We start from the raw sequence: 23,865 nt of genomic DNA on the forward strand, positions 1-23,865 counted from the left end.
TTCAGCTGGGGCCGCTGACTTTCAGCGCCCCAGCCGCATGTCGAATTTCCAGCAAATCAGGCGCAAGATCGTGATGCCGCTGGCGCTGGTCCACAGCGCGAAGTCGTGCTCGGCGCCGAAATGCATCTGCAGCAAATAAGCCCAGCAGCCGAAAAACGCGCAGATGGCGTAGGGTTTGCCGTCACGAAACACCATCGGCACTTCGTTGCAGACGATGTCGCGCATCACGCCGCCGAAAATCCCCGTAATCACCCCCATCATCGAGGCAATAAAGATCGGCATGCCGGCACGCATCGCTTCAGCCACCCCCGCGATGGCAAACATGCCCAGGCCGATGGCGTCGGCAATGACGATCAGGCGTTCCGAGACGATCTGGCGCAAATGCTGGATCAGGGGAGCGGCCGTCAGGGCCAGCACGAAGATGAGAATGGCGTATTCCTGGTGCGAAACCCAGAACAGAGGCCGCTTGTCGAGCAGGATGTCGCGCAGGGTGCCGCCGCCGAATGCCGTGATGAAGGCCACGACGAACACGCCGACCAGGTCCATGCGCTTGCGGCGCGCTTCGATGAAGCCGGAAAACGCGCCCACCAGGATGGCGATGACCTCAATGATCTTGATCAGCGAGCCAGGCGGCAATTGGGGTGGCATCATGGGTGGAGCGCTTGAGCAGGAAATAATTGTCACAGGTTAACATGACACGGCCCCGAATGGTGACAAACGGGGCCGTGTGCGGTGCGGAACTGGTGACTGAATGGTAATTGCTTGCTGTCAAGCCTAGCGGATGGGCTGCAAGGCTGCCGAGAGCAGCACGACGAGGGCGCCATCGCCCCCTTCGGAGCGGCGTGCCTGGCAAAAGGCGATGACTTCATCCTTTTGCACGAGCCAGCTGTGCACCATCGATTTCAAGACCGGTTCCTGGCCTTTCGAGCCGAAACCCTTGCCGTGGATCACGCGCACGCAGCGCAGCTTGCGCCGCGCCGCCTGGTTCAGGAAGGCGCCGATGCCGTCGCGTGCCTCGTCGCGGCGCAAGCCGTGCAAGTCCAGCTCATCCTGGATGGGCCAGTGGCCCTTGCGCATCTTCTTGACCACGTCCGGTCCCACGCCGGGGCGGGCGTAGTTCAGGGCGGGATCGTTTTCCAGGTAATGGTCGACCTCGAACAAGTCCGACAGCGACTCGCGCAGCACGGCCGCGTCGTCCTCTGCCGGCGTCAGCTTGCGCGCCGGCTGCTGGGCGCTTGCCGTACCCGTCTTCGGCAGGCTGGGCACGTAGCGGTCCGACTCGGGCAGGCGCTTGACGCCGCCGATGCTGGCCTTGAACAGATTGCTTTCCACGGCCTGCACCTGGACTTGCCTGGCGCGCTCCGCTTCAGCCTGGGCGCGCGCGTCCGCCTGTTCCTTGAGCTGCTTGCTGACCGCTTTCAGGTCGGCAAAGTCTTTCATCGACGCCATGCGACGCTTACTCCTGGCCTTCCAGGTAGCGCTGGGCGTCCAGTGCTGCCATGCAACCCGTACCGGCGCTGGTGATGGCCTGGCGGTAGATATGGTCCTGCACGTCGCCGGCGGCAAACACGCCCGGCGCGCTGGTGGCGGTGGCCATGCCTTCCAGGCCCGTTTTCGTCTTGATGTAGCCGTTGTGCATTTCCAGCTGGCCTTCGAAGATGCCCGTGTTCGGCTTGTGGCCGATGGCGATGAATACGCCGTGCACGCTCAATGCCTCGACCTTGCCGTCGATGGTCGATTTGATGTTCAGGCCCGTGACGCCGCCTTCGTTGCCCGTCACTTCGTCCAGGGTGTGGTTATATTTCAACACGATCTTGCCTTCGGCAACCTTGGCGTTCAGGCGGTCGATCAGGATCGCTTCCGCGCGGAACTTGTCGCGGCGGTGGATCAGGGTGACTTTATTGGCGATATTCGACAGGTACAGCGCTTCTTCCACGGCCGTATTGCCGCCGCCGACTACGGCCACTTCCTGGTTGCGGTAGAAGAAACCATCGCAGGTGGCGCAGGCGGACACGCCCTTGCCCATGAATTCCGCTTCCGATGGCAGGCCCAGGTATTGCGCGGACGCGCCCGTGGCGATGATCAGGGTGTCGCACGTGTATTCGTGGCTGTCGCCCTTCAGGCGGATCGGTTTTTCGTTCAGGAACGTGGTGTGGATGTGGTCAAACACGATTTCCGTATTGAAGCGCTCGGCGTGCTGCAGCAAGCGCTGCATCAGGTCCGGGCCTTGCACGCCCATGGGGTCGCCGGGCCAGTTTTCCACGTCGGTGGTGGTCATCAGCTGGCCGCCTTGTTCCACGCCGGTCACCAGCATCGGGTTCAGGTTGGCGCGCGCGGCGTAGACGGCGGCGCTGTAGCCGGCGGGGCCGGAGCCGAGGATCAAAACGCGGGCGTGTTTGGTAGTGGTCATAATGAGGCTTCTCTATGAGTGGGGTCTATCCGAATTGGGGGCATACGCGCGAAGAACAAGGGCGTATTGCGCTTGCGCAAGCAATCCCCGATTATAGACCAAGCCGCCTGTGGCGACGAATCGTGGGGCCGCCCGGGGCATATATGGCTTAGAATACTTCCTTATTATGGGAAATTCCCTTTCAGAAACATTTTTCACCTTGCAGCGCTTCCCAGAATGACTAAACCAGCCCAGGCCAATCAAAATAGCTACACCCGTAAACCGGTCGAACGCCGGCCCCTGCCCAACCGGCTGGTGCGGCTGCTGTCCGAGGCGCGCTGGTTCGCGCTGGCCGCGTTTGCCCTGTATTTCGTGCTGATACTGGCCAGCTTCCACAAGCTCGACCCGGGCTGGTCGCATGCCACGTCCGTCGACAAGGTCGCCAACCTGGGCGGCAAGCTGGGCGCGACCCTGTCCGATCTGTTGCTGTATATCTTCGGCTTTTCCGCCTGGTGGTGGTGCGTCTGGCTGCTGCGCACGGTGTGGAATGGCTATCGCCGCCTGAGTAAGCGCTTCCTGCTGGAAGAGGAAGACGTGGAGCGCGAGCACCATGTCGAGATGCTGATCCGCATCGTCGGCTTTTCCATCATGCTGATCGGCAGCATGGGCCTCGAATACCTGCGCATGGCGAAAAGCCTGCACGTGCAGCTGCCGCGCGAGCCGGGCGGCGTGCTGGGCCAGCTAGTGGGCCACTCGGCCCACGTGGCCTTTGGTTTCACGGGCGCCACTTTATTACTGTTGCTGCTGTTCGGCCTCGGTTTCAGCCTGTTCTTCCATGTGTCCTGGCTGCAAGTGGCCGAGCGCATCGGCGGTGCCATCGAAGACGCTTTCAACTGGTTCGTGCTGCGCTACCAGGACCGCGAAGACCGTCGCCAGGGCGAAGTGGCCGCCGTGCGCCGCGACGAAGTGGTGGTCATCGAACGGGCCAAGCACGTGGAAAAGCACGTGGCTGCGCCGCCCATGAAGATCGAGCCGCAGGTGGTGACCGTGGTGAAATCGGAACGCGTGGAAAAAGAGCGCCAGGCCCATCTGTTCGAAGGCCTGGGCGATGGCAAGCTGCCGCCCCTGTCGCTGCTGGACGAAGCGCCGCCCGTGGTGGAAACGGTGTCCGTGGAAACGCTGGAATTCACGAGCCGTCTGATCGAAAAGAAATTGTCGGACTTTGGCGTGGATGCCAAGGTAGTGGCCGCTTACCCCGGGCCCGTCGTCACGCGCTATGAAATCGAGCCGGCCACGGGCGTCAAGGGCAGCCAGATCGTGGGCCTGGCGCGCGACCTGGCCCGTTCGCTGTCGCTCACGTCCATCCGCGTGGTGGAAACCATTCCCGGCAAGAATTACATGGCTTTGGAGTTGCCGAACAGCAAGCGCCAGATCGTGCGCCTGACGGAAATCCTCGGCTCCAAGGTCTACAACGATGGCGTGTCCAGCCTGACGATTGCGCTGGGCAAGGATATCGCGGGCAAGCCCGTCGTGGCCGACCTGGCCAAGATGCCCCACTTGCTGGTGGCCGGTACCACCGGTTCCGGCAAATCCGTGGGCATCAATGCGACGATCCTGTCGCTGCTGTACAAATCCGACCCGCTCGACGTGCGCCTGATCCTGATCGATCCGAAGATGCTGGAAATGTCCGTCTACGAAGGCATTCCCCATTTGCTGGCGCCCGTCGTGACGGACATGCGCCAGGCCGGCCATGCGCTGAACTGGGCCGTGAACGAGATGGAACGCCGCTACAAGCTGATGAGCAAGATGGGCGTGCGTAACCTGGCCGGCTACAACGCCAAGATTGCCGACGCGAAAAAGCGCGAAGAGCACATCCCGAATCCGTTCAGCCTGACGCCGGATTCGCCGGAACCGCTGGAAAAACTGCCGACCATCGTCATCATCATCGACGAGCTGGCCGATCTGATGATGGTGGTGGGCAAAAAAGTCGAGGAATTGATCGCGCGTATCGCGCAAAAGGCGCGCGCCGCCGGCTTGCACTTGATTCTGGCCACTCAGCGCCCATCTGTAGATGTGATCACGGGCTTGATCAAGGCGAACATTCCCACGCGTATCGCCTTCCAGGTGTCGTCCAAGATCGACTCGCGCACCATTCTCGACCAGATGGGCGCGGAAACCCTGCTGGGCATGGGCGACATGCTGTACATGCCGCCCGGCACCGGCTTGCCGATGCGCGTGCACGGCGCGTTTGTTTCCGATGAGGAAGTCCACCGCGTCGTCAGCCATTTGAAGCTGCAGGGCGAACCGAATTACATCGAGGGCATCCTCGAAGGCGGCACCCTGGAAGGCGACGGCGCCGAAGGCGGCGTGCCGGGCGAGGGCGGCGGCGAGGCCGATGCCCTGTACGACCAGGCCGTGGCGGTGGTGCTGAAAAACCGCCGCGCCTCGATTTCGCTGGTGCAGCGTCATTTGCGCATCGGCTACAACCGCGCCGCCCGCCTGCTTGAGCAGATGGAGCAGAGCGGGGTGGTATCAACCATGCAATCCAACGGCAACCGGGACATCCTGGTGCCGGCGGCCAGTGCGGAATAAGACAAGAAGGATAGAAAGAATGCAGAACACGACTTTCGCAGCAAAAATGATGATCGGTGCGGCCAGTGTCGCCTGCAGCCTGCTGTTCGCGGCCAGCGCCTCGGCCAGCGCCCTCGAGCAATTCAAGAGCTTTGCCGCCGGCACCAAGTCGGCCAAGGGCGAGTTCGTGCAGCGCCAGGTCAAGAAGGCGGACGCCAGCGGCAAGGCGAAAGTGTCGACGCCAGCCAGCGGCACCTTCGAGTTTGCCCGCCCAGGCAAGTTCATCTGGACTTATCTGAAGCCGTACGAGCAGCTGCTGCAAGCGGACGGCGACAAGCTGTATATCTACGACAAGGACTTGAGCCAGGTGACGGTCAAGAAACTGGGCGACGCGCTCGGTTCTTCGCCCGCTGCCATCCTGTTTGGCAGCAACGACCTGGAAAAGAATTTCACCCTGGCGGAAGCGGGTACGCGCGACGGCCTGGAATGGCTGAAAGCCACGCCGAAAGCCAAGGATACGACGTTCGACGAAATCACCATCGGCCTGCGCAACGGCGTGCCCGAAGCGATGGAATTGCGCGACTCGTTCGGTCAGACGTCGGTGCTGGCGTTCAAGAACTTCCAGAAAAATCCGGCCTTATCCGCCGATCACTTTAAATTTGTCATGCCCAAGGGCGCGGATGTGATTAATAATTAATTTTTCGCAGACTGTCATTGACCGGCCTCGCACCATGCGGGGCCTTTGCATTCTTACCCGGTAAATATTATGGCGGATCTCTTTTCCACCGCACCGCGCCAGCCGCTGGCCGAAGCCTTGCGGCCATCCACCCTGAACGAAGTCATCGGCCAGACGCATTTGCTGGGCGCGGGCAAGCCGCTGCGCCTCGCGTTCGAGGCGGGCAAGGCCCATTCGATGATCCTCTGGGGACCGCCCGGCGTGGGCAAGACCACCCTGGCGCGCCTGATGGCGAACGCGTTCGACAGCGAATTCATCGCGCTGTCGGCCGTGTTTGCCGGCGTAAAAGATATCCGCGCCGCCATGGACCAGGCCCGCCACAGCCTGGACCAGTTCGGCAAGCACACTTTATTGTTCGTCGATGAAATCCACCGGTTTAACAAGTCGCAGCAGGACGCCTTGCTGCCCTTCGTGGAATCGGGCCTCGTGACCTTCATCGGCGCGACGACGGAAAACCCCAGCTTTGAAGTCAATTCGGCGCTGCTGTCGCGCGCGCAAGTGTATGTACTCAAATCGCTCAACGAAGACGAGATGAAGCAGTTGCTGGCCAAGGCGCAGTCGACGGCCCTGACGCACCTGACGTTTGACGCAGCGGCGGCCGACACCCTGATCGGCTATGCGGATGGCGATGCGCGGCGCTTCTTGAACTTGCTGGAGCAGGCCGAGACGGCCGCCAGCTCGACGGGCACGACCACGATCGACGCGGCTTTCGTCGACAACGCGCTGACCCTCAATTCGCGCCGTTTCGACAAGGGCGGCGACAATTTCTATGACCAGATTTCTGCCCTGCACAAGTCCGTGCGCGGTTCGAACCCCGATGCGGCCCTGTACTGGTTTTGCCGCATGATCGACGGCGGCGCCGACCCCCGCTACCTGTCGCGGCGCATCGTGCGCATGGCCTGGGAAGACATCGGCCTGGCCGACCCCCGCGCCCTGACCATGGCCAACGACGCGGCGGAAACGTATGAACGCCTGGGTTCGCCAGAAGGCGAGCTGGCGCTGGGCCAGGCCGTGATCTACCTGGCCATTGCCGCGAAGAGCAATGCCGGCTACAACGCCTTCAACACGGCCATGGCCTTCGTCAAGAAAGATAAATCGAAGGAAGTGCCCGTGCACTTGCGTAATGCGCCGACCAAGCTGATGAAGGAACTGGGCTACGGCCACGCCTACCGCTACGCGCATGACGAGCCCGATGCCTATGCGGCAGGAGAAACATATTTTCCGGACGGCATGGCGGAGCCGGGCTGGTACCAGCCCGTGCCCCGCGGCCTGGAAAGCAAGATCGCCGATAAATTGGCGTGGTTGCGCGAGCTGGACAGGAAGGCAGGGAAGGGCTGAGGCTTACAGGCCCAGCAAAGTAAAACCGTCATCCTGCGGCGCGTAGCCCACCAGCTGGCGCGTCGCCGCAATCGACAGCCGCTTGTAGCGGTTGTCCGACACGCCATGCACGACGTGGTAGCCGGGCGGCACGTCAGCGCTGATGCAACGGGCCAGCAACTGCACCACGTCGCGTTCGCTGATGAAGGCGGCGATGTCGCGTGCGCTGTGCTGTTGACCATGCTCAAACCGCGCCACGTTGGCGATGCGCACGGCAATCGCCGTCATGCCATGCTGGTGCGCGAACGCGGAGGCCACGCCTTCGCCGAAGGCCTTGCTGGCGCCATACATATTGGCGGGCCGGGCCGGCATGTGCTCGTGCACCTGCACATCGAGCGGATAGCCTTCGATGGCTTGCGCACTGCTGGCAAACACCACTCTTTTCACGCCTTGCGCCTGTGCCGCGCGGAAGATGTTGTGCGTGCCGATGATGTTCGGCTGCAGCAGCTGCGTGTCGAAGTCGGCGCTGGCATGGGGCACGCCGGCCAGGTGCAGCACCACGTCGATATCGGCGCAGGCGGCCAGGCAGGCGGCGTAGTCGCCCACGTCGAGCGGAATGGACGGGCAGGGCGCTGGCGCCAGCCCGTCAGTGTGCAGGTCGGCCAGGCGCAGGGAGAATTCCCCGTGCCGGCGCTTCCAGAAAACGGTGCCGATGACGCCGGCGGCGCCCGTGACGAGGACGCGCAGTGGTGATGCTTGAGTCATGTATTCCTAATATGCAAGGTGTGAGGCAGTGCCAGGTTCAGCCAGCGCAGCAGGGCGGGACGCGGTGCGGCCGTGCCATGGACGCGGATGTGTCCGCTACCCACGGCTTCGACCAGCACCAGGCCGTCATTCGGGATCGTGTAGCGCTCGCCGCTGCGCAGCACGCAATCCTCGAACTGGGCGTAGGCCGTGATCCACGCCGTGCCGGACAGGCATTCGATCACCTTCGCATGCGCTTTTTCCAGGCGCAAGGGCCGTTCGCTGCGTAATTCATGGTCGGTATGCATGGCATCGCTCCTGTTGTGCTGACAGGAACAGCTTAGGCCCTTGCTGCCAACCATGACAGATGCAGGAAAACGAAATTGTGATGAATACAGTGCACTTCATCGTACACTGTGCTTGTCAAAAAACTCGGTAACTGTATCTGTGCGGGCCACGCGCGGCAGCCGCATACTGAAGGGATGAACATGAGTACGCACACGAATCTGTACGAGCATCTGGCCAACGAGCTGGGCGCCCTGATCGACGCGCGCGTATTCGCGCCCGGCGACCGCCTGCCGTCGATCCGCCACCTGGCGCAGCAAAAGCGCATCTCCATCAGTACCGTGATGCAAGCCTTGCGCCTGATGGAAGACCGGGGGCAGGTCGATGCGCGGCCCCAGTCCGGCTATTTCGTGCGCCACCGGGCGCCGCGCCGGCCCTGCAGCGCGGACGCCCAGCACTTGAAGGAGCCGGCCTTTGTCGGCATCAACAACCTCTTGATGCGCGTGCTGAAGGAGAACGAGACGCGCGACGTGGTGCAGCTGGGCACGGCCTGGCCGCCCGACGAGATTCTGCCCATCAAACGCATGCAGCGCACCATCAGCGCCGTGGCGCGGCGCGATCCCGTCCTGCTCAGCAAGGTCAGCTGCTATGACATCAGCGAAGGCAATTTCCTGCGCCAGGTCACGCGTCGCGCGCTGGACTGGGGCAAGCTGGACCCGCAAGAAATCGTCGTGACGAATTCCTGCACGGAAGCGATCAGCCTGTGCCTGCGCGCCGTGGCCAAGCCGGGCGACACCATCGCCATCGAGTCGGCCACGTATTTCGTGCTGCTGCAGATGATCGAAAGCCTGGGCATGAAGGCGCTGGAAATTCCCACCGACCCGAAGACGGGACCGTCGCTCGACGCGCTGGAGCTGGCCCTGCGCGCCGGCCTCGTGCAAGCGTGTCTGTTCGTGCCGAACGCGAACAATCCGCTCGGTTGCGTCATGCCGGAAGCAAACAAGAAGCGGCTGGCGGGCCTGCTGTCGGAATTCAATATTCCGTTGGTGGAAGACGACGTGTATGGCGACCTGTGCTTTGCACCGCAGCGTCCGTGGCCCGTGAAAGCCTACGACACGAGCGGCAACGTCTTATTGTGCTCCTCGTTTTCCAAGGCCATCACGCCCGCGTCGCGCGTGGGCTACGTGCTGGCCGGGCGTTTCGCCCAGGAAGTGGCCCTGCTCAAGACCGTGTCGAGCGGTGCCACCAGCCATTTCTTCCAGGCCGTGCTGGCCGACTTTTTGGAAGGCAGCAGCTACGACCAGCAATTGCGCAAGATGCGGCGCACGCTGGTGCAGCGCATCGCGCGCATGTCCGACGCCGTGGCGGCGCACTTTCCGGCGGACTGCATGCTGTCCGAGCCGCAGGGCGGTTTTGTGCTGTGGGTACAGATGCCGCCGCAAGTCGATGCGCTGGCCCTGCACGGCCAGGCCATCGCGGAAGGCGTGGCGTATATGCCGGGCCAGTTGTTCTCGGCTTCGGGCAAGTTCGGCAATTATCTGCGCCTCAATTGCGGCAATGCGTGGACGCCGCGCATCGAGCAGGCTATCGGCCGTCTGGGGCGTCTGGTCAAGGACGCCTTGTAACTGTTCCCCGCGCTTCAGTCCCCGTTTTTCACCGTTCGCTCCCTGTTTTTCGCCGCTGGTCGCAAGCCGGTGGCGTCTTGCCTACGCGTTGGCTAAAGTACCACCATACCAAGCGCAGTCAAATAAACAAACCAACCAGGAGTTACATCATGAACGCACTGAAAAACATGGAAATCGCCTTTATCGCCGCCGCCGTCATCGCGATCGGCACCAGCTTCGCCACCGCCGGCGCGAATACGGTCGAGGTGAGCGCCAGCAGCACCGTGATCGCCCAGGCTGCCGACAGCAAGATGCCGGTCGTTACCGTCAGCGCCCGCCGCCTGACGGCTGCCGAAAAAGCGGCCTTTATCTGAGCGCCAGCCTGAGCATCGGATGTAAAGCGGGCGCGGGTGCCCAGCCAGGCTGCCATGACGATGGCGGGCCGTGTGCAAAACTCATAATGAACTGAACGGGTCTTGGTACAATGGATGCTTTCGATACATCGGCACCGCCATCCACCCATGATAGATATCCAACTTCTCCGTAAAGACATCGCCACTGTTGCCGCCCGCCTGGCAACGCGCAAATTCCAGCTCGACGTGGCAGGTTTCAACGCCCTCGAAGCCGAACGCAAGGCGATCCAGACGCGCACCGAAGAGCTGCAGGGCAAGCGCAACGCGCTGTCCAAGCAAATCGGCATGTTGAAAGGCAAGGGGGAAGACACCTCGGTCGTGATGGCGCAAGTGGCTGGCCTGGGCGACGAATTGAAAGCCGATGAAGCAGCGCTGACCCTCGTGCAAGCCAAGCTGAGCGAATTCATCATGGCCGTGCCGAACCTGCCGCACGAATCGGCCCCCGTGGGTACGGACGAGTCGGGCAACGTGGAAGTGCGCAAAGTGGGCACGCCGCGCACCTTCGATTTCGAAGTCAAGGATCACGTCGACGTGGGCGCCCCGCTGGGCCTGGACTTCGAAGTGGCCACCAAGCTGACCGGTTCGCGCTTCTCCGTCATGAAGGGCGGCATCGCCCGCCTGCACCGCGCGCTGGCGCAATTCATGCTCAACACGCACGTGGACGAGCATGGCTACACGGAATGCTATACCCCTTACATGGTCAATGCCGATTCGCTGCGCGGCACGGGCCAGCTGCCGAAATTCGAAGCCGATCTGTTCTCGGTGAAAAAAGGCGGCGTGGAAGGCGAGGGCGAGACCTTCTACCTGATCCCCACCTCGGAAGTGTCGCTGACCAACATCGCGCGCGACGAGATCCTGGCGCTTGACCAGCTGCCCCTGAAAATGACGGCCCATACGCCATGCTTCCGCTCGGAAGCGGGCAGCTACGGCCGCGACACGCGCGGCATGATCCGCCAGCACCAGTTCGACAAGGTGGAAATGGTACAGGTCGTGCATCCGGACACGTCGTACCAGGTGCTGGAAGAAATGGTCGGCCACGCGGAAACGATTCTGCAACGCCTGGGCTTGCCATACCGCGTGATGTCGCTGTGCACGGGCGACATGGGCTTTACGGCCACCAAGACCTTCGACCTGGAAGTGTGGCTGCCGGCGCAGAACACCTACCGCGAAATCTCGTCCCTGTCGAACACGGAAGCCTTCCAGGCCCGCCGCATGCAGGCGCGTTTCCGCAACGCGGCCGGCAAGCCGGAACTGGTGCACACCCTGAACGGCTCCGGCCTGGCAGTGGGCCGCACCCTGGTCGCCGTGTTGGAAAACTACCAGCAGGCAGACGGCAGCGTCGAGATCCCGCCAGTGCTGCGTCCGTATATGGGCGGCCTGACGCATCTGAAGGCATAAAAGCTTCAGGCAGCCCGGTGAATGGAAGGCGCAAAATAGTCCTTCCATTTTCTCAAGCGGCTGCTATAATCTTGCCTTCCCGCAGCAATGCAGGAAAAGACCGCAGCAAATGGAGAGGTGGCAGAGTGGTCGAATGTACTTGACTCGAAATCAAGCGTACGTTAAATCGTACCGTGGGTTCGAATCCCACCCTCTCCGCCAGAACAAATAAAAAAAGCTCCCGCAAGGGAGCTTTTTTTATTTGTGGCGGCGAAGAGGAGCAAGGCGCCTGCGCGCCTTGCGCGTGGGATTCGAAGACGAGCGCGTATTCGCGCGAGGCTCCCCGAATCGTCAAATTGGTTTTCACGCATGCACCAAGGCGGCGCCTGCAAAGACGAGCCGCTCCTTGGGCGAGGCTCTCCGAATCGCCCAATTGGTTTTTTGCTTGGGCTAGCCGCCCGCAGTTGCAAATCGCCAATAAAACCCCTACCCAACTGAACAATCCCCATGCTAAAATAGCGCCTCGTTCAAACAGGCACGCCAGTTTGAATGAATAGACCGCAGTAAACGGAGAGGTGGCAGAGTGGTCGAATGTACTTGACTCGAAATCAAGCGTACGTTAAATCGTACCGTGGGTTCGAATCCCACCCTCTCCGCCAGAATACATAAAAAAAGCTCCCGCAAGGGAGCTTTTTTTATGCCCACAACAGATGCCAGCCACCAGCGCATCAAGTCCAGGTAGAAAAACCGCCCAAAGCGCGCAGCGCAAGGCGATTTTTCCTCCATTCAGGGTTGAAAAGCCAGCCGCCCACTACCGCAAGCTAGTGCACGAGCCTCGCCACCGCAAACGCCACGCCCGCCATGGCAATGATCGTTCCCACACACGACAGGATGACAGCCGACTTCGCCTCAGCCACATCGGACCTGGTCGCATAATTGGAGCGCACCACAGCGAGGTCCAGTTTCAAGCCACTGACATCCGTCTTGAGAACGCCGACATCCGTTTTCACGTCAGCAACATCCACCTTGAGACCAGCCACATCCACCTTGATGTCAGCCACATCGGCGTTTATATCCTTAACGTCCAGTTTTACACTGGCCATGTCTTTTGCCAGTGCGTTGACTTGCTCGTCCATGGCGTCATCCTCCGTGCTTGTCACTGAATGCTCCTCGCTTTTTTCACCGCTGTCAAACAGTGTCCCGAGGGTATCGCGCATGGCTTTGCTATTGCTTGCCAAGCGTTGCGCCAGCGCCATCACGTGCTGCAAGTCGGCGATTTCTTCGCCCTGTAGCTGGTCTGTGGCAGTCTGCAATTCGACGGTGATCTGTTCGCTGAGACTGGCTGCGACCTGCAGCCACGCATTGATCTTGCGCTGGCGTGACTGTTGCGTCAGCGCGCCATGCCGCGACCGCGTATCGCTCAGCTTGTGCATGCTGTTCATGCCACGTCCTCTTCAGTCTGGGGCCGATGCCGATGCTGTCCACGCTACCCCTTGCCGATGGCGCCCGCCTTGACCCTCCTCAGCCTATGGTAATCTACCCGATCCCCCCATCCCGCGAACCCAAGCAATGAGCCGATTCTGGAGCACCATCGTCAGCGAGCTGACCCCCTACGTCCCCGGCGAGCAGCCGAAGCTGCCCGACCTGGTCAAACTCAACACCAACGAAAATCCCTACGGCCCGTCGCCGCACGTGCTGGCAGCGCTGCGCGAAGCTGCCAACGACAGCCTGCGCCTGTACCCGGATCCCACGGCGAGCGAACTGAAGCAAACCCTGGCCGACTACCATGGCCTGAACAGCGCGCAAGTGTTCGTCGGCAATGGTTCCGACGAAGTGCTGGCGCTGGCTTTCATGGCCCTGCTCAAGCACGATGCGCCGCTGCTGTTCCCCGACATCAGCTACAGCTTCTATCCCGTGTATTGCAAGCTGTATGGCATCGATTACCGCACGGTAGCACTCGACGAGTCCATGCGCATCCGTCCGCAAGACTACCAGGGGCCATGCGGCGCCATCATCTTCCCCAATCCCAATGCGCCCACGGGCGTGGACTTGCCGCTGGCCGGCGTGGAAACCCTGTTGCGCGAGCATCTCGACGCCGTGGTGGTGGTCGATGAAGCGTATGTGGATTTCGGCGGCGACAGTGCCGTGGCCCTGGTCGACCGTTATCCGAACCTGCTGGTGGTGCAGACGTTCTCGAAATCGCGCTCGTTGGCCGGTTTGCGCGTGGGGTCCGCCTTCGGGCATCCGGACTTGATCGAGGCGCTGGAACGGGTGAAGAACAGTTTCAACTCGTATCCGCTGGACCGGCTGGCCCTGGCCGGCGCCGTCGCCTCGCTGCGCGACGAAGCGTATTTCCAGCAGACGCGCCAGGCCGTCATCGCCAGCCGCGAACAGCTGACGGCGGACCTGGCGGCGCTGGGCTTCGAGGTGCTGCCATCGGTGGCCAACTTCGTGTTTGCCCATCACCCGCAGCATGGCGCGGCGCAGCTGGCGGCCGGCTTGCGCGCCCGTTCCGTGATCGTGCGCCATTTCAATGCGCCGCGCATCAGCCAATATTTGCGCATCAGCATCGGCAACGTGGGCGAATGCGCGGCCCTGCTGGCGGCGCTTCGCGATCTGGTGTAATTCCTCCCTCCCATCCGCCGCCGTGCATGGCGGCGGTGACGTCCAGCCCCTTCCTGCTTGTCAAAAAGAATAGATATTGCAGTCATGCGTGATATTATATCGTTGATCGATATAGCGATTCACGCTATACCGATGTCCGTACTATGGGAGAAAAATGGATGCGTCGATAGAAAAGCTGCTGCCCTTGTCGGAAGCCACGTACTACATCCTGCTGGCCTTGCGCGAGCCGGCGCATGGCTACGCCATCATGCAGCAGGTCGAAGCTATCAGCGAAGGGGCCGTCAAGATCGGCCCGGGCACCCTGTACGGGGCATTTGCCAACCTGGAAAAGCAGGGACTGATCGAGATGGTGCGGGAAGCCGAGCGGCGCAAGATCTACACCATGACGGACCTCGGGCGCCATGTGCTGCTGGCGCAATTGCGGCGCTTGCGCGTGATGGTGCGCGTGGGTGAGGCGGATGCGCCATTCTTATCAACATACTGAGGTGAAACAGGATGAGTGAACAACGGTCGCATGTGTATAAATGGTTCATCGAACTCGATGACGGTCACATCGAGGAATGGCTGCGCGCGCAGGCCCGGGCGGGATGGCATTTGCAGAAGTTCCACATGCCGTGCCGGTTTACGTTCGTGCGGGGCGAACCCGCCGACAATGTTTACCGCTTCGACTCGTTTCCCGCATGGAAGCGCAGCAGCGATTATGAGCAGCTCTGCCAGGATGCCGGCTGGGAGCTGGTGTTTTGCTGGTGGGGCAGTTATTGCTGGCGCAAGCCTGCGGCAGACGGCAAGCCGAATGACATCTATACGGATACGCCATCGAAGATCGCCAGGCAGCAACGCTTGCTGACGTACTTCGGCCTCACCGGTTTGTTGTTGATGTACAACCTTATGGGCAGCAGCGACCGCGAGATGGACACGCTGCGCATGGTGCTGACGGGCGTGCAGCTGGCCCTGGTCTTGCCCATGTCCTATCTGATCTGGCGCACCATCGGCCGCCTGCAGCGCCTGCGTAGGCAGGCGCTGTAGACGCAGCGGCCGCTGGCAACTGCCACGCACGGCCATTTGTGCAACAATAATCGGATTCATACATCGACAGGACGGACAATATGGCAAAAGTGGCATTCATCGGTTTGGGCGTCATGGGTTTCCCTATGGCAGGTCACCTGGCGGCGGGCGGGCACGACGTCACCGTGTACAACCGCAACCCGGCCCGCGCGGCCGCCTGGCTGGAACAGCACAAGGGCAAGAGCGCCGCCACGCCGGCCGCGGCCGCAGCAGGCGCCGAGTTCGTCTTCACCTGCATCGGCAACGATAACGACCTGTACCAGGTCATCCTGGAAGAGGGCGGCTTGCTGTCCGCCATGGCGCCGGGCAGCATCCTGATCGACCATACGACGGCCTCGGCCGAAGCGGCGCGCACCATCCATGCGGCAGCGAAAGAGCAGGGTGTGTTCTTCCTCGACGCGCCCGTGTCCGGCGGCCAGGCGGGCGCGGAAAACGGCAAGCTGACGGTGATGGTGGGCGGCGACGCGGAAGCGTATGCCCGGGCCGAGCCCGTCATCGCCCTGTTCTCGCGCGCCGTCACCTATATGGGAGCCTCCGGTTCCGGCCAGCTGACGAAGATGGTCAACCAGATCTGCATCGCGGGCCTCGTGCAAGCCTTGAGCGAAGGCATCGCCTTTGCGGAAAACGCGGGCCTGGATGCGGCCTTGGTGGTGGACGTGATTTCCAAGGGCGCGGCGCAGTCGTGGCAGCTGGAAAACCGGGGCAAGACCATGATCGAGCGCAAGTTCGACTTCGGCTTCGCCGTCGACCTGATGCGCAAGGACCTGGGCATCTGCCTCGCCGAAGCCAAGCGCAATGGCAGCGACTTGCCCGTGACCACCTTGACGGACCAGTTCTATGGCGAAGTGCAGCAGGCGGGCGGCAACCGCTTTGATACGTCCAGCCTGATTACCCGCCTGAACAAAAAGTAATCTTTCAAGCACCAGCAACGGCGGCGCGTCCCTGCAAAGGGCCGCGCCGCTTGTCGTTTACGGCGTCCATGTCATTAAAACGTCAGTTTCCGGAACATCCGGTTTCGATTTTCATGGAAAAGCATGGACTTCGCTAGCTCATCGTGTATTATTAAAAAACGAGATGAAATGTCCCAATTTTTAAAACATTATGAGCGGACCCGCATGAAAACCAACTCCTCAGCGATAACACGCGTTGTCGACAAGAATATTCCCTACCTGTCTTCCGCCGTCGCCATCTGGCGTCCCCGCGCCGTGCTGCGCAGCTGGCCCGGCGTGGCCATTGCGCTGGTGATTGCCCTGTCGGCCACCTTTATTTCCAGCAATTACGGCGGCCCCCAGCTGCTGTATGCGCTGTTCTTCGGCCTGGCCTTCCACTTCCTCGCGTCCGATCCCACCTGCAAGCCCGGTATCGAGTTTTGCAGCAAGGTGCTGCTGCGCACGGGCGTGGCCCTGCTGGGCGCGCGCATCACCTTCAACCAGATCGCCTCGGTCGGCGTGACGCCCTTGCTGATCGTCGTCGGCGGGCTGATCGCCACCTTGGGTTTCGGCTATATGCTGGCCAGGTGGCTCAAGCGGCCCATCACGGAAGGGATTTTGTCGGGCGGCTCCGTGGCCATCTGCGGCGCTTCGGCCGCGCTGGCCATCTCGGCCGTGCTGCCGCAAACCAAGGAAAACGAAAAATTCACCCTGCTCACCGTGGTGGGCGTGACGTCGCTATCCACCCTGGCCATGATCGTCTATCCGCTGCTGGTCAAGCTGCTGGGCTTTGACCCGACGGAAGCGGGCGTGTTCATCGGCGGCACCATCCATGACGTGGCGCAGGTGGTGGGGGCGGGCTATCTGGTCAGCAACCACACGGGCGACGTGGCCACCTTCGTCAAGCTGACGCGCGTGGCCTGCCTCGTGCCCGTCGTGCTGGGCCTGTCGATCATGTTCAAGCGCAAGGACGGCAAGAGCGAAGTCGATGCGCCGCCGCTGGTGCCGTTCTTCCTGATCGGCTTTGTCTGGCTGGTGATTACCAACAGCCTGGGCCTGATTCCGCAGGAAGTGAATGGCTGGATCAACAATGCTTCGCGCGCCTGCCTCGTCATCGCCATCGCAGCCCTGGGCGTGAAGACATCGTTCCAGTCGCTGGCTTCGCTGGGCTGGCGTCCCGTGATCATGCTGGTGATGGAGACCGTGTGGATCGCCGCTTTCGTCGCCATCGCCGTGCTGCTGACGCGCTGAGCGAGCCGGGTCCGTCATGAAGATCCTTGTCCTCGGCGCCGGCGTGGTCGGCACGGCCACGGCCTGGTATTTGCGCCAGGCGGGCCACGACGTGCGCGTGCTCGAGCGCCAGGCGGGCGCCGCACAGGAAACGAGCTTCGGCAACGGCGGACAGATATCCGTCTCGCACGCGGAACCGTGGGCCAATCCCGCCACCCTGCGCAAGGTCGTGCGCTGGCTGGGCAAGGACGACGCGCCGCTGCTGTTCCGGCCCCGCCTGGACCCGCTGCAATGGCAATGGGTATTGCACTACCTGCGCGAATGCCTGCCGTCGCGGGTGGCGCGCAATATGCGCCAGATCGTCGCGCTGGCCGAGTACAGCCGGCAGAGTTTGCAGGCATTGCGCCGCGAAACCGGCATCGTTTACGACCACCTGGAGCGGGGCATCCTGCATTTCTATACGGACCAGCAGGAGTTTGATAAATCGCAGTCCGGCGCCGCGCTGCTGCGCGAGCTGGGCTGCCCGCGCAACACCGTCAGCGCCGACGAGGTGATCCGCATCGAGCCGGCCCTGGCCCACGCGCGCAGCCGCATCGTGGGCGGCGACTTCACGGCCACCGACGAGTCGGGCGATGTGCACTTGTTTACCACGGCGCTGGCCGCGCGCGCCGCCGCGGCCGGCGTGGATTTTTGCTTCGGCAGCACCGTGACGCGCTTGCTGGCAGACGGCGAAAGAGTCACTGGCGCGGAGTGTATCGACGCGCAAGGGCGCCACCGCCTGGAGCACGCCGATGCCGTGGTGGTGGCCATGGGCAGCTTTTCCGCGCCCCTGCTGCAGCCGCTGGGCATCCGGCTGATGCTGTATCCGGGCAAGGGATACTCTGCCACCTATCCGATTCTCGACCCTGTCAGCGCACCGACCGTCTCGCTGACGGACGACGGCCACAAGCTCGTGTTTTCGCGCCTGGGCGAACGCCTGCGCGTGGCGGGCACGTGCGAGCTGAACGGCTACACGCGCGAACTGAACCCGCTGCGCTGCGCCGCCATCACGCGCCGCGTGCAGGCGCTGTTTCCCCATGCCTGCGATTACAGCGATCCCGTCTACTGGGCCGGCCTGCGCCCCCTGACGCCGTCGAACGTGCCCTACATCGGCGCCACGCGCTACCGCCAGCTGTTTCTCAACACGGGCCACGGCACCCTGGGCTGGACCATGGGCTGCGGTGCGGGCAGGGCGTTGGCCGACCTCGTGTCGGGAAGGCGGCCCGACGTCGATTTTGCGTTTTGCGGGCAACGCTTGGCACCGCAGTCTGCGGCAGAGGCATTCCGGGGTCAGACCCGCCGGGGGAATATGCCCCAATGGGGCACATTCCGATCCCGCAAGGACTGACCCCAGCTTTAACTTAGGAGAGCACCACGATGAGAGACGACGCCACCCCCGCACAAAACGGCCTGACCCTGGCCGGCACCACCTACCAGTCGCGCCTGCTGGTGGGTACGGGCAAGTACAAGGATTTCGAGGAAACGCGCCTGGCCATCGAGGAGAGCGGCGCCGAGATCGTCACCGTGACGATACGCAGGGTCAACATCGGCCAGGAAAAGGGCGAGCCCAACCTGCTCGACTTCATCCCGCCGTCGAAATACACGATTCTGCCCAACACAGGCGGCTGCTACAACGCGCGCGACGCCGTCTACACCTTGCAACTGGCGCGCGAGCTGCTGGGCGGCCACCCGCTGTGCAAGCTGGAAGTGCTGGGCGATGAAAAGACCCTGTTCCCGAACATGCCGGAAACCTTGAAGGCGGCCGGGGAGCTGGTGCGCGACGGCTTCCAGGTGATGGTGTATTGCAGCGACGACCCCATTCAGGCGCGCATGCTGGAAGACCTGGGCTGCATCGCCGTCATGCCGCTGGCGTCACTGATCGGCTCGGGCATGGGCATTCTGAATCCATGGAATTTGTCCCTGATCATCGAGCAAGCCACGGTACCCGTGCTGGTCGACGCGGGCGTGGGCACGGCGTCGGACGCGGCTATCGCCATGGAGCTGGGCTGCGACGGCATCCTGATGAATACCGCCATCGCGGCGGCGCGCGAACCGATACGCATGGCGCGCGCCATGAAACTGGCAGTGCAGGGCGGGCGCGAGGCTTATCTGGCCGGACGCATGCCCCGGAGAGCGAACGCCATGAGCGCTTCGCCCTCGTCGCCCATGGCCGGGCTGATCGCCTGAGCCGCCGCATTGACCCGTAGTTGCAGCACCGTAGTTGATTATCGTTTCAAGCGTTTATAAAAACCACAATATCTGGAGATGACATGAAACACACACTCGTAGCGGCGGCCATCCTGGCCACATTCTTCGCCGGCAGCGCCAGCGCCCAGTCGTCCGTCACCGTGTACGGCTTGCTCGACGCGGGCCTCACATCGGAACACGGCGGCGCGGACGGTTCCGTCACCAAGCTGGCCACCGGCGTGCAGTCGGGCAGCCGCATCGGCTTCAAGGGCACGGAAGACCTGGGCAACAACCTGAAGGCCAATTTCTTGCTGGAAAATGGTCTCGACCTCGACACGGGTGCCTACCGCCAGGGCGCCTTGTTCGGACGCAAGGCCTACGTGGGCCTGTCGGGCGGCTTCGGCGCCGTGAATATCGGCTTGCAGCACAACCCGCTGTTCACCGCGCTGGACAATATCGACCCGTTCGAGACGGGCATGACGGGCGCCTCGATCAACCTGATGAGCGTGGCCAGCCTGCGCACGAAAAATTCCATCATGTACGAAACGCCGAAGGTGAACGGCTTGTCGGCTGCCGTCATGTACGGCCTCGGCGAAAAGCCGGACAGCAACACCCTGGGCCGCACCATCGACTTTTCCATCGATTACGCCAACGGCCCGCTCGTGCTGACCCTGGCCCACGACAACCGCAAGGACACGCCGCTGAACACGGCGAAAGTCACCTTGCTGGGCGGTACCTACGACTTCGGCCCCGCCAAGCTGCACGCCGCGTATGAAACGGACAAGGACGATGCGGGCACGGATTTCCGCGACTACATGCTGGGCGTGTCGGCGCCCGTGGGCGCGGCGGGCAGCGTGATGGCCTCGTACATCCGCAAGGATGACCGCACGAATATGCGCCGCGGCGGGCGCCAGCTGGCCATCGGCTACACCTATGCCTTGTCCAAACGCACGAATCTGTACACCTCGTACGGCCGCATCAACAACGATGGCGCAGGCACCAATTTCGTCGGCGACGCGTCCAGCGGCGGCAGCGTGCCCTTGCCCGGCCATAACTCGAGCGCCTTCACGGCCGGCATGCGCCTGAAGTTCTAAGGCGCACGGCAGGCGACACCGGTGGCGGCTTATCTGTTGCGGATAAGCCGCCATTGTTGTTTCAGGAATGGACCTTGCTCACGGATTCCGGATTCAGGAATGAAACAGTCCGAATTTTCGTGAATTTTCATTGACAGCGCATTTCGCAACCGTTAAATTGAACACGTATTTCAAATATCGGAACAAAATATACCGATTTTTCATAAAACTGTAAGGAGACTGAGCCATGACCGATTTGTCCGACCAAAAAGCCGCCGCCGCTGCCGTTCCCGTTGGCCCGCAAAAGATGACGCCTTCCGAAGCGTTCGTGGAAACCCTGGCCGCCAATGGCGTGACCGACATGTTCGGCATCATGGGCTCGGCCTTCATGGACCCGATGGACATCTTTGCCCCGGCCGGCATCCGCCTGATCCCTGTCGTGCACGAGCAGGGCGCGGGCCACATGGCCGACGGCTATGCCCGCGTCTCGGGCCGCCATGGCGTGGTCATCGGCCAGAACGGTCCCGGCATCAGCAATTGCGTGACCGCCATCGCTGCCGCCTACTGGGCGCACACTCCCGTCGTCATCATCACGCCGGAAACGGGCACGATGAGCATGGGCCTGGGCGGCTTCCAGGAAGCGAACCAGCTGCCCATGTTCGAGGAATTTACGAAATACCAGGGCCACGTGACCAATCCCGCCCGCATGGCGGAATTCACGGGCCGCTGTTTTGACCGCGCCATGTCGGAGATGGGGCCGACGCAGCTGAACATCCCGCGCGACTATTTCTATGGCGAAATCAAGGCCGAGATCCCGAAACCGAACCGCCTGGACCGCGGCGCGGGTGGCGAACAAAGCCTCGACGATGCGGCCGAGCTGCTGGCGCAAGCCAAGTTCCCTGTGATCATCTCGGGCGGCGGCGTCGTCATGGGCGAAGCCATCGAGGAATGCAAGGCGCTGGCCGAGCGCCTCGGTGCGCCCGTCGTCAACAGCTATCTGCACAACGACTCCTTCCCCGCCAGCCACCCGCTGTGGTGCGGCCCGCTCGGCTACCAAGGATCGAAGGCGGCGATGAAACTGATCGCCCAGGCCGACGTCGTCGTGGCCCTCGGTTCGCGCCTGGGACCGTTCGGCACCCTGCCGCAGCACGGCATGGATTACTGGCCGAAAAACGCGAAGATCATCCAGATCGATGCGGACAACAAGATGCTGGGCCTGGTGAAAAAGATTTCGGTGGGCATCTGCGGCGACGCCAAGGCGGCGGCCAAGGCCATCCTGTCCCGCCTGGACGGCAAGAAGCTCGATTGCGACGCCACGCGCGAAGACCGCTATGCCACCGTGCAGGCCGAGAAGGCCGCGTGGGAAGAGGAATTGACGAACTGGACGCACGAAAAAGATGCGTACAGCCTGGACATGATCGAGGAACAGAAGAAAGAGCCGGGCAATTACCTGCATCCGCGCCAGGTCTTGCGCGAACTGGAAAAAGCCATGCCGGAGGACGTGATGGTGTCGACGGACATCGGCAACATCAACTCGGTGGCCAACAGCTACCTGCGCTTTGAAAAGCCGCGCAGCTTCTTTGCGGCGATGAGCTTTGGCAACTGCGGCTATGCCTTCCCGACCATCATCGGCGCGAAAGTGGCCGCACCGCACCGTCCGGCCGTGTCGTATGCGGGCGACGGCGCCTGGGGCATGAGCTTGATGGAAACGATGACCTGCGTGCGCCACAACATTCCTGTCACGGCCGTGGTGTTCCACAACCGCCAGTGGGGCGCGGAAAAGAAAAACCAGGTGGATTTCTACAACCGCCGCTTCGTCGCCGGAGAACTGGACAACCAGAGCTTTGCGGAAATCGCGCGGGCCATGGGCGCCGAAGGCATCACGGTCGACAAGCTGGAAGACGTGGGCCCGGCCCTGAAGAAGGCGATCGACATGCAGATGAATGAAGGCAAGACGACCATCATTGAAATCATGTGCACGCGCGAGCTGGGCGACCCGTTCCGCCGCGATGCGCTGAGCAAGCCGATCCGTCACCTGGATAAATATAAAGACTACGTCTGATTTGCTGGTGTTGTTGGATTACGCCCTCTGGGCTAATCCAACCTACCCAACCTACGCGACTGTGTAGGTCGGATTAGCCGGGCCTCGGCCCGGCGTAATCCGACACCACCCTGACCGATCCTTGTATGACCCCGGCAATCGCGCCGGGTTTTATGTGCCGGAACCATGTTTCATGCTTCCATGGTTCCGGTACTTTTTTACCGAATTGGAGTTCCCATGAAAGCCCTGCACCGCATCATCGCCCAGGCCCGCGCCGTGCCGAAACATATCGTGTTGTGCGAGGGCGACGATGCGCGCGTGCTGCAGGCGGCCGCGCGCGCCGCTGCCGACGGCCTGGCGCATGTCACCATCGTGGGCAAGCCGGCCGCCATCTTCGCGCTGGCGCGCGAACATGCGCTGGATCTCGATGCCGTGCGCCTGGTCGACCCGGCAACTTCCGATGAATCGGAGCACTATGCCCAGCAGTTGTTCGTGCTGCGCCAAGCCAAGGGCATGACGGTGGAACAGGCGCGCATCGCCGTGCAAGCCCCCCTGTGCTACGCCAACCTGATGGTGCGCCTGGGCGACGCGGACGGCTGCGTGGCGGGGGCCGTGCACACGACGGCCGACGTGGTGCGCAGCGCCATCCAGATCATCGGCGTCGATCCCGCCTTCAAGCTGGTATCCAGCTTTTTCCTGATGATGCTGTGCGAACCTTTCCACAGCCTCAAGGGCGGTTTCATCTTTTCCGACTGCGCCCTCGTGGTCGACCCGAAGGCCGAGGAGCTGGCCGACATCGCCATGGCCGCCGCCGACAGCGCGCAAGCCTTGCTGATGGAAGAGCCGCGCGTGGCCATGCTGTCGTTTTCCACCAGCGGCAGCGCCCACCATGCGGCCGTCGACAAGGTGCATGCGGCCACGGACCGGGTCAAGGCCCAGCGTCCGCTGCTGGCCATCGATGGCGACGTGCAGCTCGATGCGGCCATCGTGGCCGAGATTTCGCAGAGAAAAGTCAAGGATTCCGTCGTCAACGGCCGCGCCAATGTGCTGGTATTTCCGAACCTGGACGCGGGCAATATCGGCTATAAACTGGCCGAGCGCATGGGCGGCGCCGTCGCCATCGGTCCCTTGCTGCAAGGCTTGAACAAGCCGGCCAACGACTTGTCGCGCGGCTGCAGCGCCGACGACGTGTATAACGTGATTGCCGTCACGGCCGTGCAGGCCCAGGGTGGGCGCTGAG

Annotated in this window: 22 protein-coding genes and 2 tRNA genes; 18 read left to right on the forward strand and 6 right to left on the reverse strand. The window is 62.4% G+C overall.

What is annotated here, in order from left to right; genetic code table 11:
* Positions 1-21: 21 nt before the first annotated feature.
* The 3 genes from GCN75_RS10845 to trxB all read right to left on the reverse strand — a co-directional run bounded on the left by GCN75_RS10845 (position 22) and on the right by trxB (position 2,410).
* Positions 22-651: a trimeric intracellular cation channel family protein gene (locus tag GCN75_RS10845; protein ID WP_034786156.1), complete on the reverse strand. Its 630-nt coding sequence runs from the start codon at positions 649-651 to the stop codon at positions 22-24.
* 123 nt (positions 652-774) lie between these two features.
* Entirely contained in the window at positions 775-1,449 is a 675-nt protein-coding gene (locus tag GCN75_RS10850) for a Smr/MutS family protein (protein ID WP_152282542.1), read from the reverse strand.
* A 7-nt stretch (positions 1,450-1,456) separates the two neighbouring features.
* On the reverse strand, positions 1,457-2,410 hold the full coding sequence (gene trxB / locus GCN75_RS10855; RefSeq protein ID WP_034786153.1) for a thioredoxin-disulfide reductase: 954 nt from the start codon (positions 2,408-2,410) through the stop codon (positions 1,457-1,459).
* Between the two features lie 216 nt (positions 2,411-2,626).
* On the opposite strand from trxB, the gene GCN75_RS10860 reads away from it, so the two are divergent.
* From GCN75_RS10860 to GCN75_RS10870, 3 genes are all read left to right on the forward strand, one after another.
* On the forward strand, positions 2,627-4,981 hold the full coding sequence (locus GCN75_RS10860; protein ID WP_152282543.1) for a DNA translocase FtsK: 2,355 nt from the start codon (positions 2,627-2,629) through the stop codon (positions 4,979-4,981).
* Between the two features lie 19 nt (positions 4,982-5,000).
* Entirely contained in the window at positions 5,001-5,657 is a 657-nt protein-coding gene (lolA, locus tag GCN75_RS10865; protein WP_152258174.1) for an outer membrane lipoprotein chaperone LolA, read from the forward strand.
* 69 nt (positions 5,658-5,726) lie between these two features.
* A complete protein-coding gene (locus tag GCN75_RS10870; RefSeq protein WP_152282544.1) occupies positions 5,727-7,034 on the forward strand; it encodes a replication-associated recombination protein A in 1,308 nt (435 codons plus the stop codon).
* A gap of 3 nt (positions 7,035-7,037) precedes the next feature.
* On the opposite strand, the gene GCN75_RS10875 is transcribed toward GCN75_RS10870, so the two are convergent.
* Together GCN75_RS10875 and GCN75_RS10880 are read right to left on the reverse strand one after the other, a co-directional pair.
* Positions 7,038-7,778, reverse strand: a complete 741-nt coding sequence (locus GCN75_RS10875; protein WP_152282545.1) for an NAD-dependent epimerase/dehydratase family protein — start codon at positions 7,776-7,778, stop codon at positions 7,038-7,040.
* On the reverse strand, positions 7,775-8,065 hold the full coding sequence (locus GCN75_RS10880) for a DUF2917 domain-containing protein (RefSeq protein WP_193317457.1): 291 nt from the start codon (positions 8,063-8,065) through the stop codon (positions 7,775-7,777). The genes GCN75_RS10875 and GCN75_RS10880 overlap by 4 nt, the downstream gene beginning before the upstream one ends.
* Positions 8,066-8,245: 180 nt before the next feature.
* On the opposite strand from GCN75_RS10880, the gene GCN75_RS10885 reads away from it, so the two are divergent.
* The 5 genes from GCN75_RS10885 to GCN75_RS10905 all read left to right on the forward strand — a co-directional run bounded on the left by GCN75_RS10885 (position 8,246) and on the right by GCN75_RS10905 (position 12,095).
* A complete protein-coding gene (locus GCN75_RS10885) occupies positions 8,246-9,667 on the forward strand; it encodes an aminotransferase-like domain-containing protein (protein WP_152258178.1) in 1,422 nt (473 codons plus the stop codon).
* A gap of 149 nt (positions 9,668-9,816) precedes the next feature.
* Positions 9,817-10,020 (forward strand): hypothetical protein, encoded by a 204-nt coding sequence (locus tag GCN75_RS10890; protein ID WP_152282547.1) that lies wholly within the window; start codon positions 9,817-9,819, stop codon positions 10,018-10,020.
* 147 nt (positions 10,021-10,167) lie between these two features.
* Positions 10,168-11,457: a serine--tRNA ligase gene (gene serS, locus GCN75_RS10895; protein ID WP_152282548.1), complete on the forward strand. Its 1,290-nt coding sequence runs from the start codon at positions 10,168-10,170 to the stop codon at positions 11,455-11,457.
* 111 nt (positions 11,458-11,568) lie between these two features.
* Positions 11,569-11,658: transfer RNA gene (locus tag GCN75_RS10900), tRNA-Ser, on the forward strand.
* 347 nt (positions 11,659-12,005) lie between these two features.
* Positions 12,006-12,095: transfer RNA gene (locus GCN75_RS10905), tRNA-Ser, on the forward strand.
* A gap of 162 nt (positions 12,096-12,257) precedes the next feature.
* Here the strand turns inward: GCN75_RS10905 and GCN75_RS10910 are convergent.
* Positions 12,258-12,878, reverse strand: a complete 621-nt coding sequence (locus GCN75_RS10910) for a hypothetical protein (protein ID WP_152282549.1) — start codon at positions 12,876-12,878, stop codon at positions 12,258-12,260.
* A 127-nt stretch (positions 12,879-13,005) separates the two neighbouring features.
* On the opposite strand from GCN75_RS10910, the gene hisC reads away from it, so the two are divergent.
* The 10 genes from hisC to pta all read left to right on the forward strand — a co-directional run bounded on the left by hisC (position 13,006) and on the right by pta (position 23,864).
* Complete coding sequence (gene hisC, locus GCN75_RS10915) at positions 13,006-14,061, forward strand: histidinol-phosphate transaminase (protein WP_152282550.1); 1,056 nt, start codon at positions 13,006-13,008, stop codon at positions 14,059-14,061.
* A gap of 154 nt (positions 14,062-14,215) precedes the next feature.
* Positions 14,216-14,545 (forward strand): PadR family transcriptional regulator, encoded by a 330-nt coding sequence (locus GCN75_RS10920; protein ID WP_152282551.1) that lies wholly within the window; start codon positions 14,216-14,218, stop codon positions 14,543-14,545.
* A gap of 11 nt (positions 14,546-14,556) precedes the next feature.
* Positions 14,557-15,087 (forward strand): DUF2812 domain-containing protein, encoded by a 531-nt coding sequence (locus tag GCN75_RS10925; RefSeq protein WP_152282552.1) that lies wholly within the window; start codon positions 14,557-14,559, stop codon positions 15,085-15,087.
* An 80-nt stretch (positions 15,088-15,167) separates the two neighbouring features.
* Positions 15,168-16,037, forward strand: a complete 870-nt coding sequence (locus tag GCN75_RS10930; RefSeq protein WP_152282553.1) for an NAD(P)-dependent oxidoreductase — start codon at positions 15,168-15,170, stop codon at positions 16,035-16,037.
* A gap of 204 nt (positions 16,038-16,241) precedes the next feature.
* Positions 16,242-17,306, forward strand: coding sequence for a YeiH family protein (locus GCN75_RS10935; RefSeq protein ID WP_099664805.1), 1,065 nt, complete (start codon positions 16,242-16,244; stop codon positions 17,304-17,306).
* A gap of 16 nt (positions 17,307-17,322) precedes the next feature.
* Complete coding sequence (locus GCN75_RS10940) at positions 17,323-18,672, forward strand: D-amino acid dehydrogenase (protein ID WP_152282554.1); 1,350 nt, start codon at positions 17,323-17,325, stop codon at positions 18,670-18,672.
* 29 nt (positions 18,673-18,701) lie between these two features.
* Complete coding sequence (locus tag GCN75_RS10945; RefSeq protein WP_152282555.1) at positions 18,702-19,511, forward strand: thiazole synthase; 810 nt, start codon at positions 18,702-18,704, stop codon at positions 19,509-19,511.
* A gap of 83 nt (positions 19,512-19,594) precedes the next feature.
* Positions 19,595-20,605: a porin gene (locus GCN75_RS10950; protein ID WP_152282556.1), complete on the forward strand. Its 1,011-nt coding sequence runs from the start codon at positions 19,595-19,597 to the stop codon at positions 20,603-20,605.
* 226 nt (positions 20,606-20,831) lie between these two features.
* Positions 20,832-22,646 (forward strand): sulfoacetaldehyde acetyltransferase, encoded by a 1,815-nt coding sequence (gene xsc, locus GCN75_RS10955; protein WP_152282557.1) that lies wholly within the window; start codon positions 20,832-20,834, stop codon positions 22,644-22,646.
* Positions 22,647-22,862: 216 nt separating this feature from the next.
* On the forward strand, positions 22,863-23,864 hold the full coding sequence (pta, locus tag GCN75_RS10960; RefSeq protein ID WP_152282558.1) for a phosphate acetyltransferase: 1,002 nt from the start codon (positions 22,863-22,865) through the stop codon (positions 23,862-23,864).
* Position 23,865 lies beyond the last annotated feature (1 nt).

The sequence above is a fragment of the Janthinobacterium violaceinigrum genome, assembly GCF_009208555.1.
In the GTDB taxonomy this organism is placed as follows: domain Bacteria; phylum Pseudomonadota; class Gammaproteobacteria; order Burkholderiales; family Burkholderiaceae_D; genus Janthinobacterium; species Janthinobacterium violaceinigrum.

Excerpts from the sequence above, each read along its gene's own strand:
- GCN75_RS10845 (WP_034786156.1), bottom strand. The coding sequence starts at position 651 with ATGATGCCACCCCAATTGCCGCCTGGCTCGCTGATCAAGATCATTGAG.
- GCN75_RS10850 (WP_152282542.1), bottom strand. The coding sequence starts at position 1,449 with ATGGCGTCGATGAAAGACTTTGCCGACCTGAAAGCGGTCAGCAAGCAG.
- trxB (WP_034786153.1), bottom strand. The coding sequence starts at position 2,410 with ATGACCACTACCAAACACGCCCGCGTTTTGATCCTCGGCTCCGGCCCC.
- GCN75_RS10860 (WP_152282543.1), top strand. The coding sequence starts at position 2,627 with ATGACTAAACCAGCCCAGGCCAATCAAAATAGCTACACCCGTAAACCG.
- lolA (WP_152258174.1), top strand. The coding sequence starts at position 5,001 with ATGCAGAACACGACTTTCGCAGCAAAAATGATGATCGGTGCGGCCAGT.
- GCN75_RS10870 (WP_152282544.1), top strand. The coding sequence starts at position 5,727 with ATGGCGGATCTCTTTTCCACCGCACCGCGCCAGCCGCTGGCCGAAGCC.
- GCN75_RS10875 (WP_152282545.1), bottom strand. The coding sequence starts at position 7,778 with ATGACTCAAGCATCACCACTGCGCGTCCTCGTCACGGGCGCCGCCGGC.
- GCN75_RS10880 (WP_193317457.1), bottom strand. The coding sequence starts at position 8,065 with ATGCATACCGACCATGAATTACGCAGCGAACGGCCCTTGCGCCTGGAA.
- GCN75_RS10885 (WP_152258178.1), top strand. The coding sequence starts at position 8,246 with ATGAGTACGCACACGAATCTGTACGAGCATCTGGCCAACGAGCTGGGC.
- GCN75_RS10890 (WP_152282547.1), top strand. The coding sequence starts at position 9,817 with ATGAACGCACTGAAAAACATGGAAATCGCCTTTATCGCCGCCGCCGTC.
- serS (WP_152282548.1), top strand. The coding sequence starts at position 10,168 with ATGATAGATATCCAACTTCTCCGTAAAGACATCGCCACTGTTGCCGCC.
- GCN75_RS10910 (WP_152282549.1), bottom strand. The coding sequence starts at position 12,878 with ATGAACAGCATGCACAAGCTGAGCGATACGCGGTCGCGGCATGGCGCG.
- hisC (WP_152282550.1), top strand. The coding sequence starts at position 13,006 with ATGAGCCGATTCTGGAGCACCATCGTCAGCGAGCTGACCCCCTACGTC.
- GCN75_RS10920 (WP_152282551.1), top strand. The coding sequence starts at position 14,216 with ATGGATGCGTCGATAGAAAAGCTGCTGCCCTTGTCGGAAGCCACGTAC.
- GCN75_RS10925 (WP_152282552.1), top strand. The coding sequence starts at position 14,557 with ATGAGTGAACAACGGTCGCATGTGTATAAATGGTTCATCGAACTCGAT.
- GCN75_RS10930 (WP_152282553.1), top strand. The coding sequence starts at position 15,168 with ATGGCAAAAGTGGCATTCATCGGTTTGGGCGTCATGGGTTTCCCTATG.
- GCN75_RS10935 (WP_099664805.1), top strand. The coding sequence starts at position 16,242 with ATGAAAACCAACTCCTCAGCGATAACACGCGTTGTCGACAAGAATATT.
- GCN75_RS10940 (WP_152282554.1), top strand. The coding sequence starts at position 17,323 with ATGAAGATCCTTGTCCTCGGCGCCGGCGTGGTCGGCACGGCCACGGCC.
- GCN75_RS10945 (WP_152282555.1), top strand. The coding sequence starts at position 18,702 with ATGAGAGACGACGCCACCCCCGCACAAAACGGCCTGACCCTGGCCGGC.
- GCN75_RS10950 (WP_152282556.1), top strand. The coding sequence starts at position 19,595 with ATGAAACACACACTCGTAGCGGCGGCCATCCTGGCCACATTCTTCGCC.
- xsc (WP_152282557.1), top strand. The coding sequence starts at position 20,832 with ATGACCGATTTGTCCGACCAAAAAGCCGCCGCCGCTGCCGTTCCCGTT.
- pta (WP_152282558.1), top strand. The coding sequence starts at position 22,863 with ATGAAAGCCCTGCACCGCATCATCGCCCAGGCCCGCGCCGTGCCGAAA.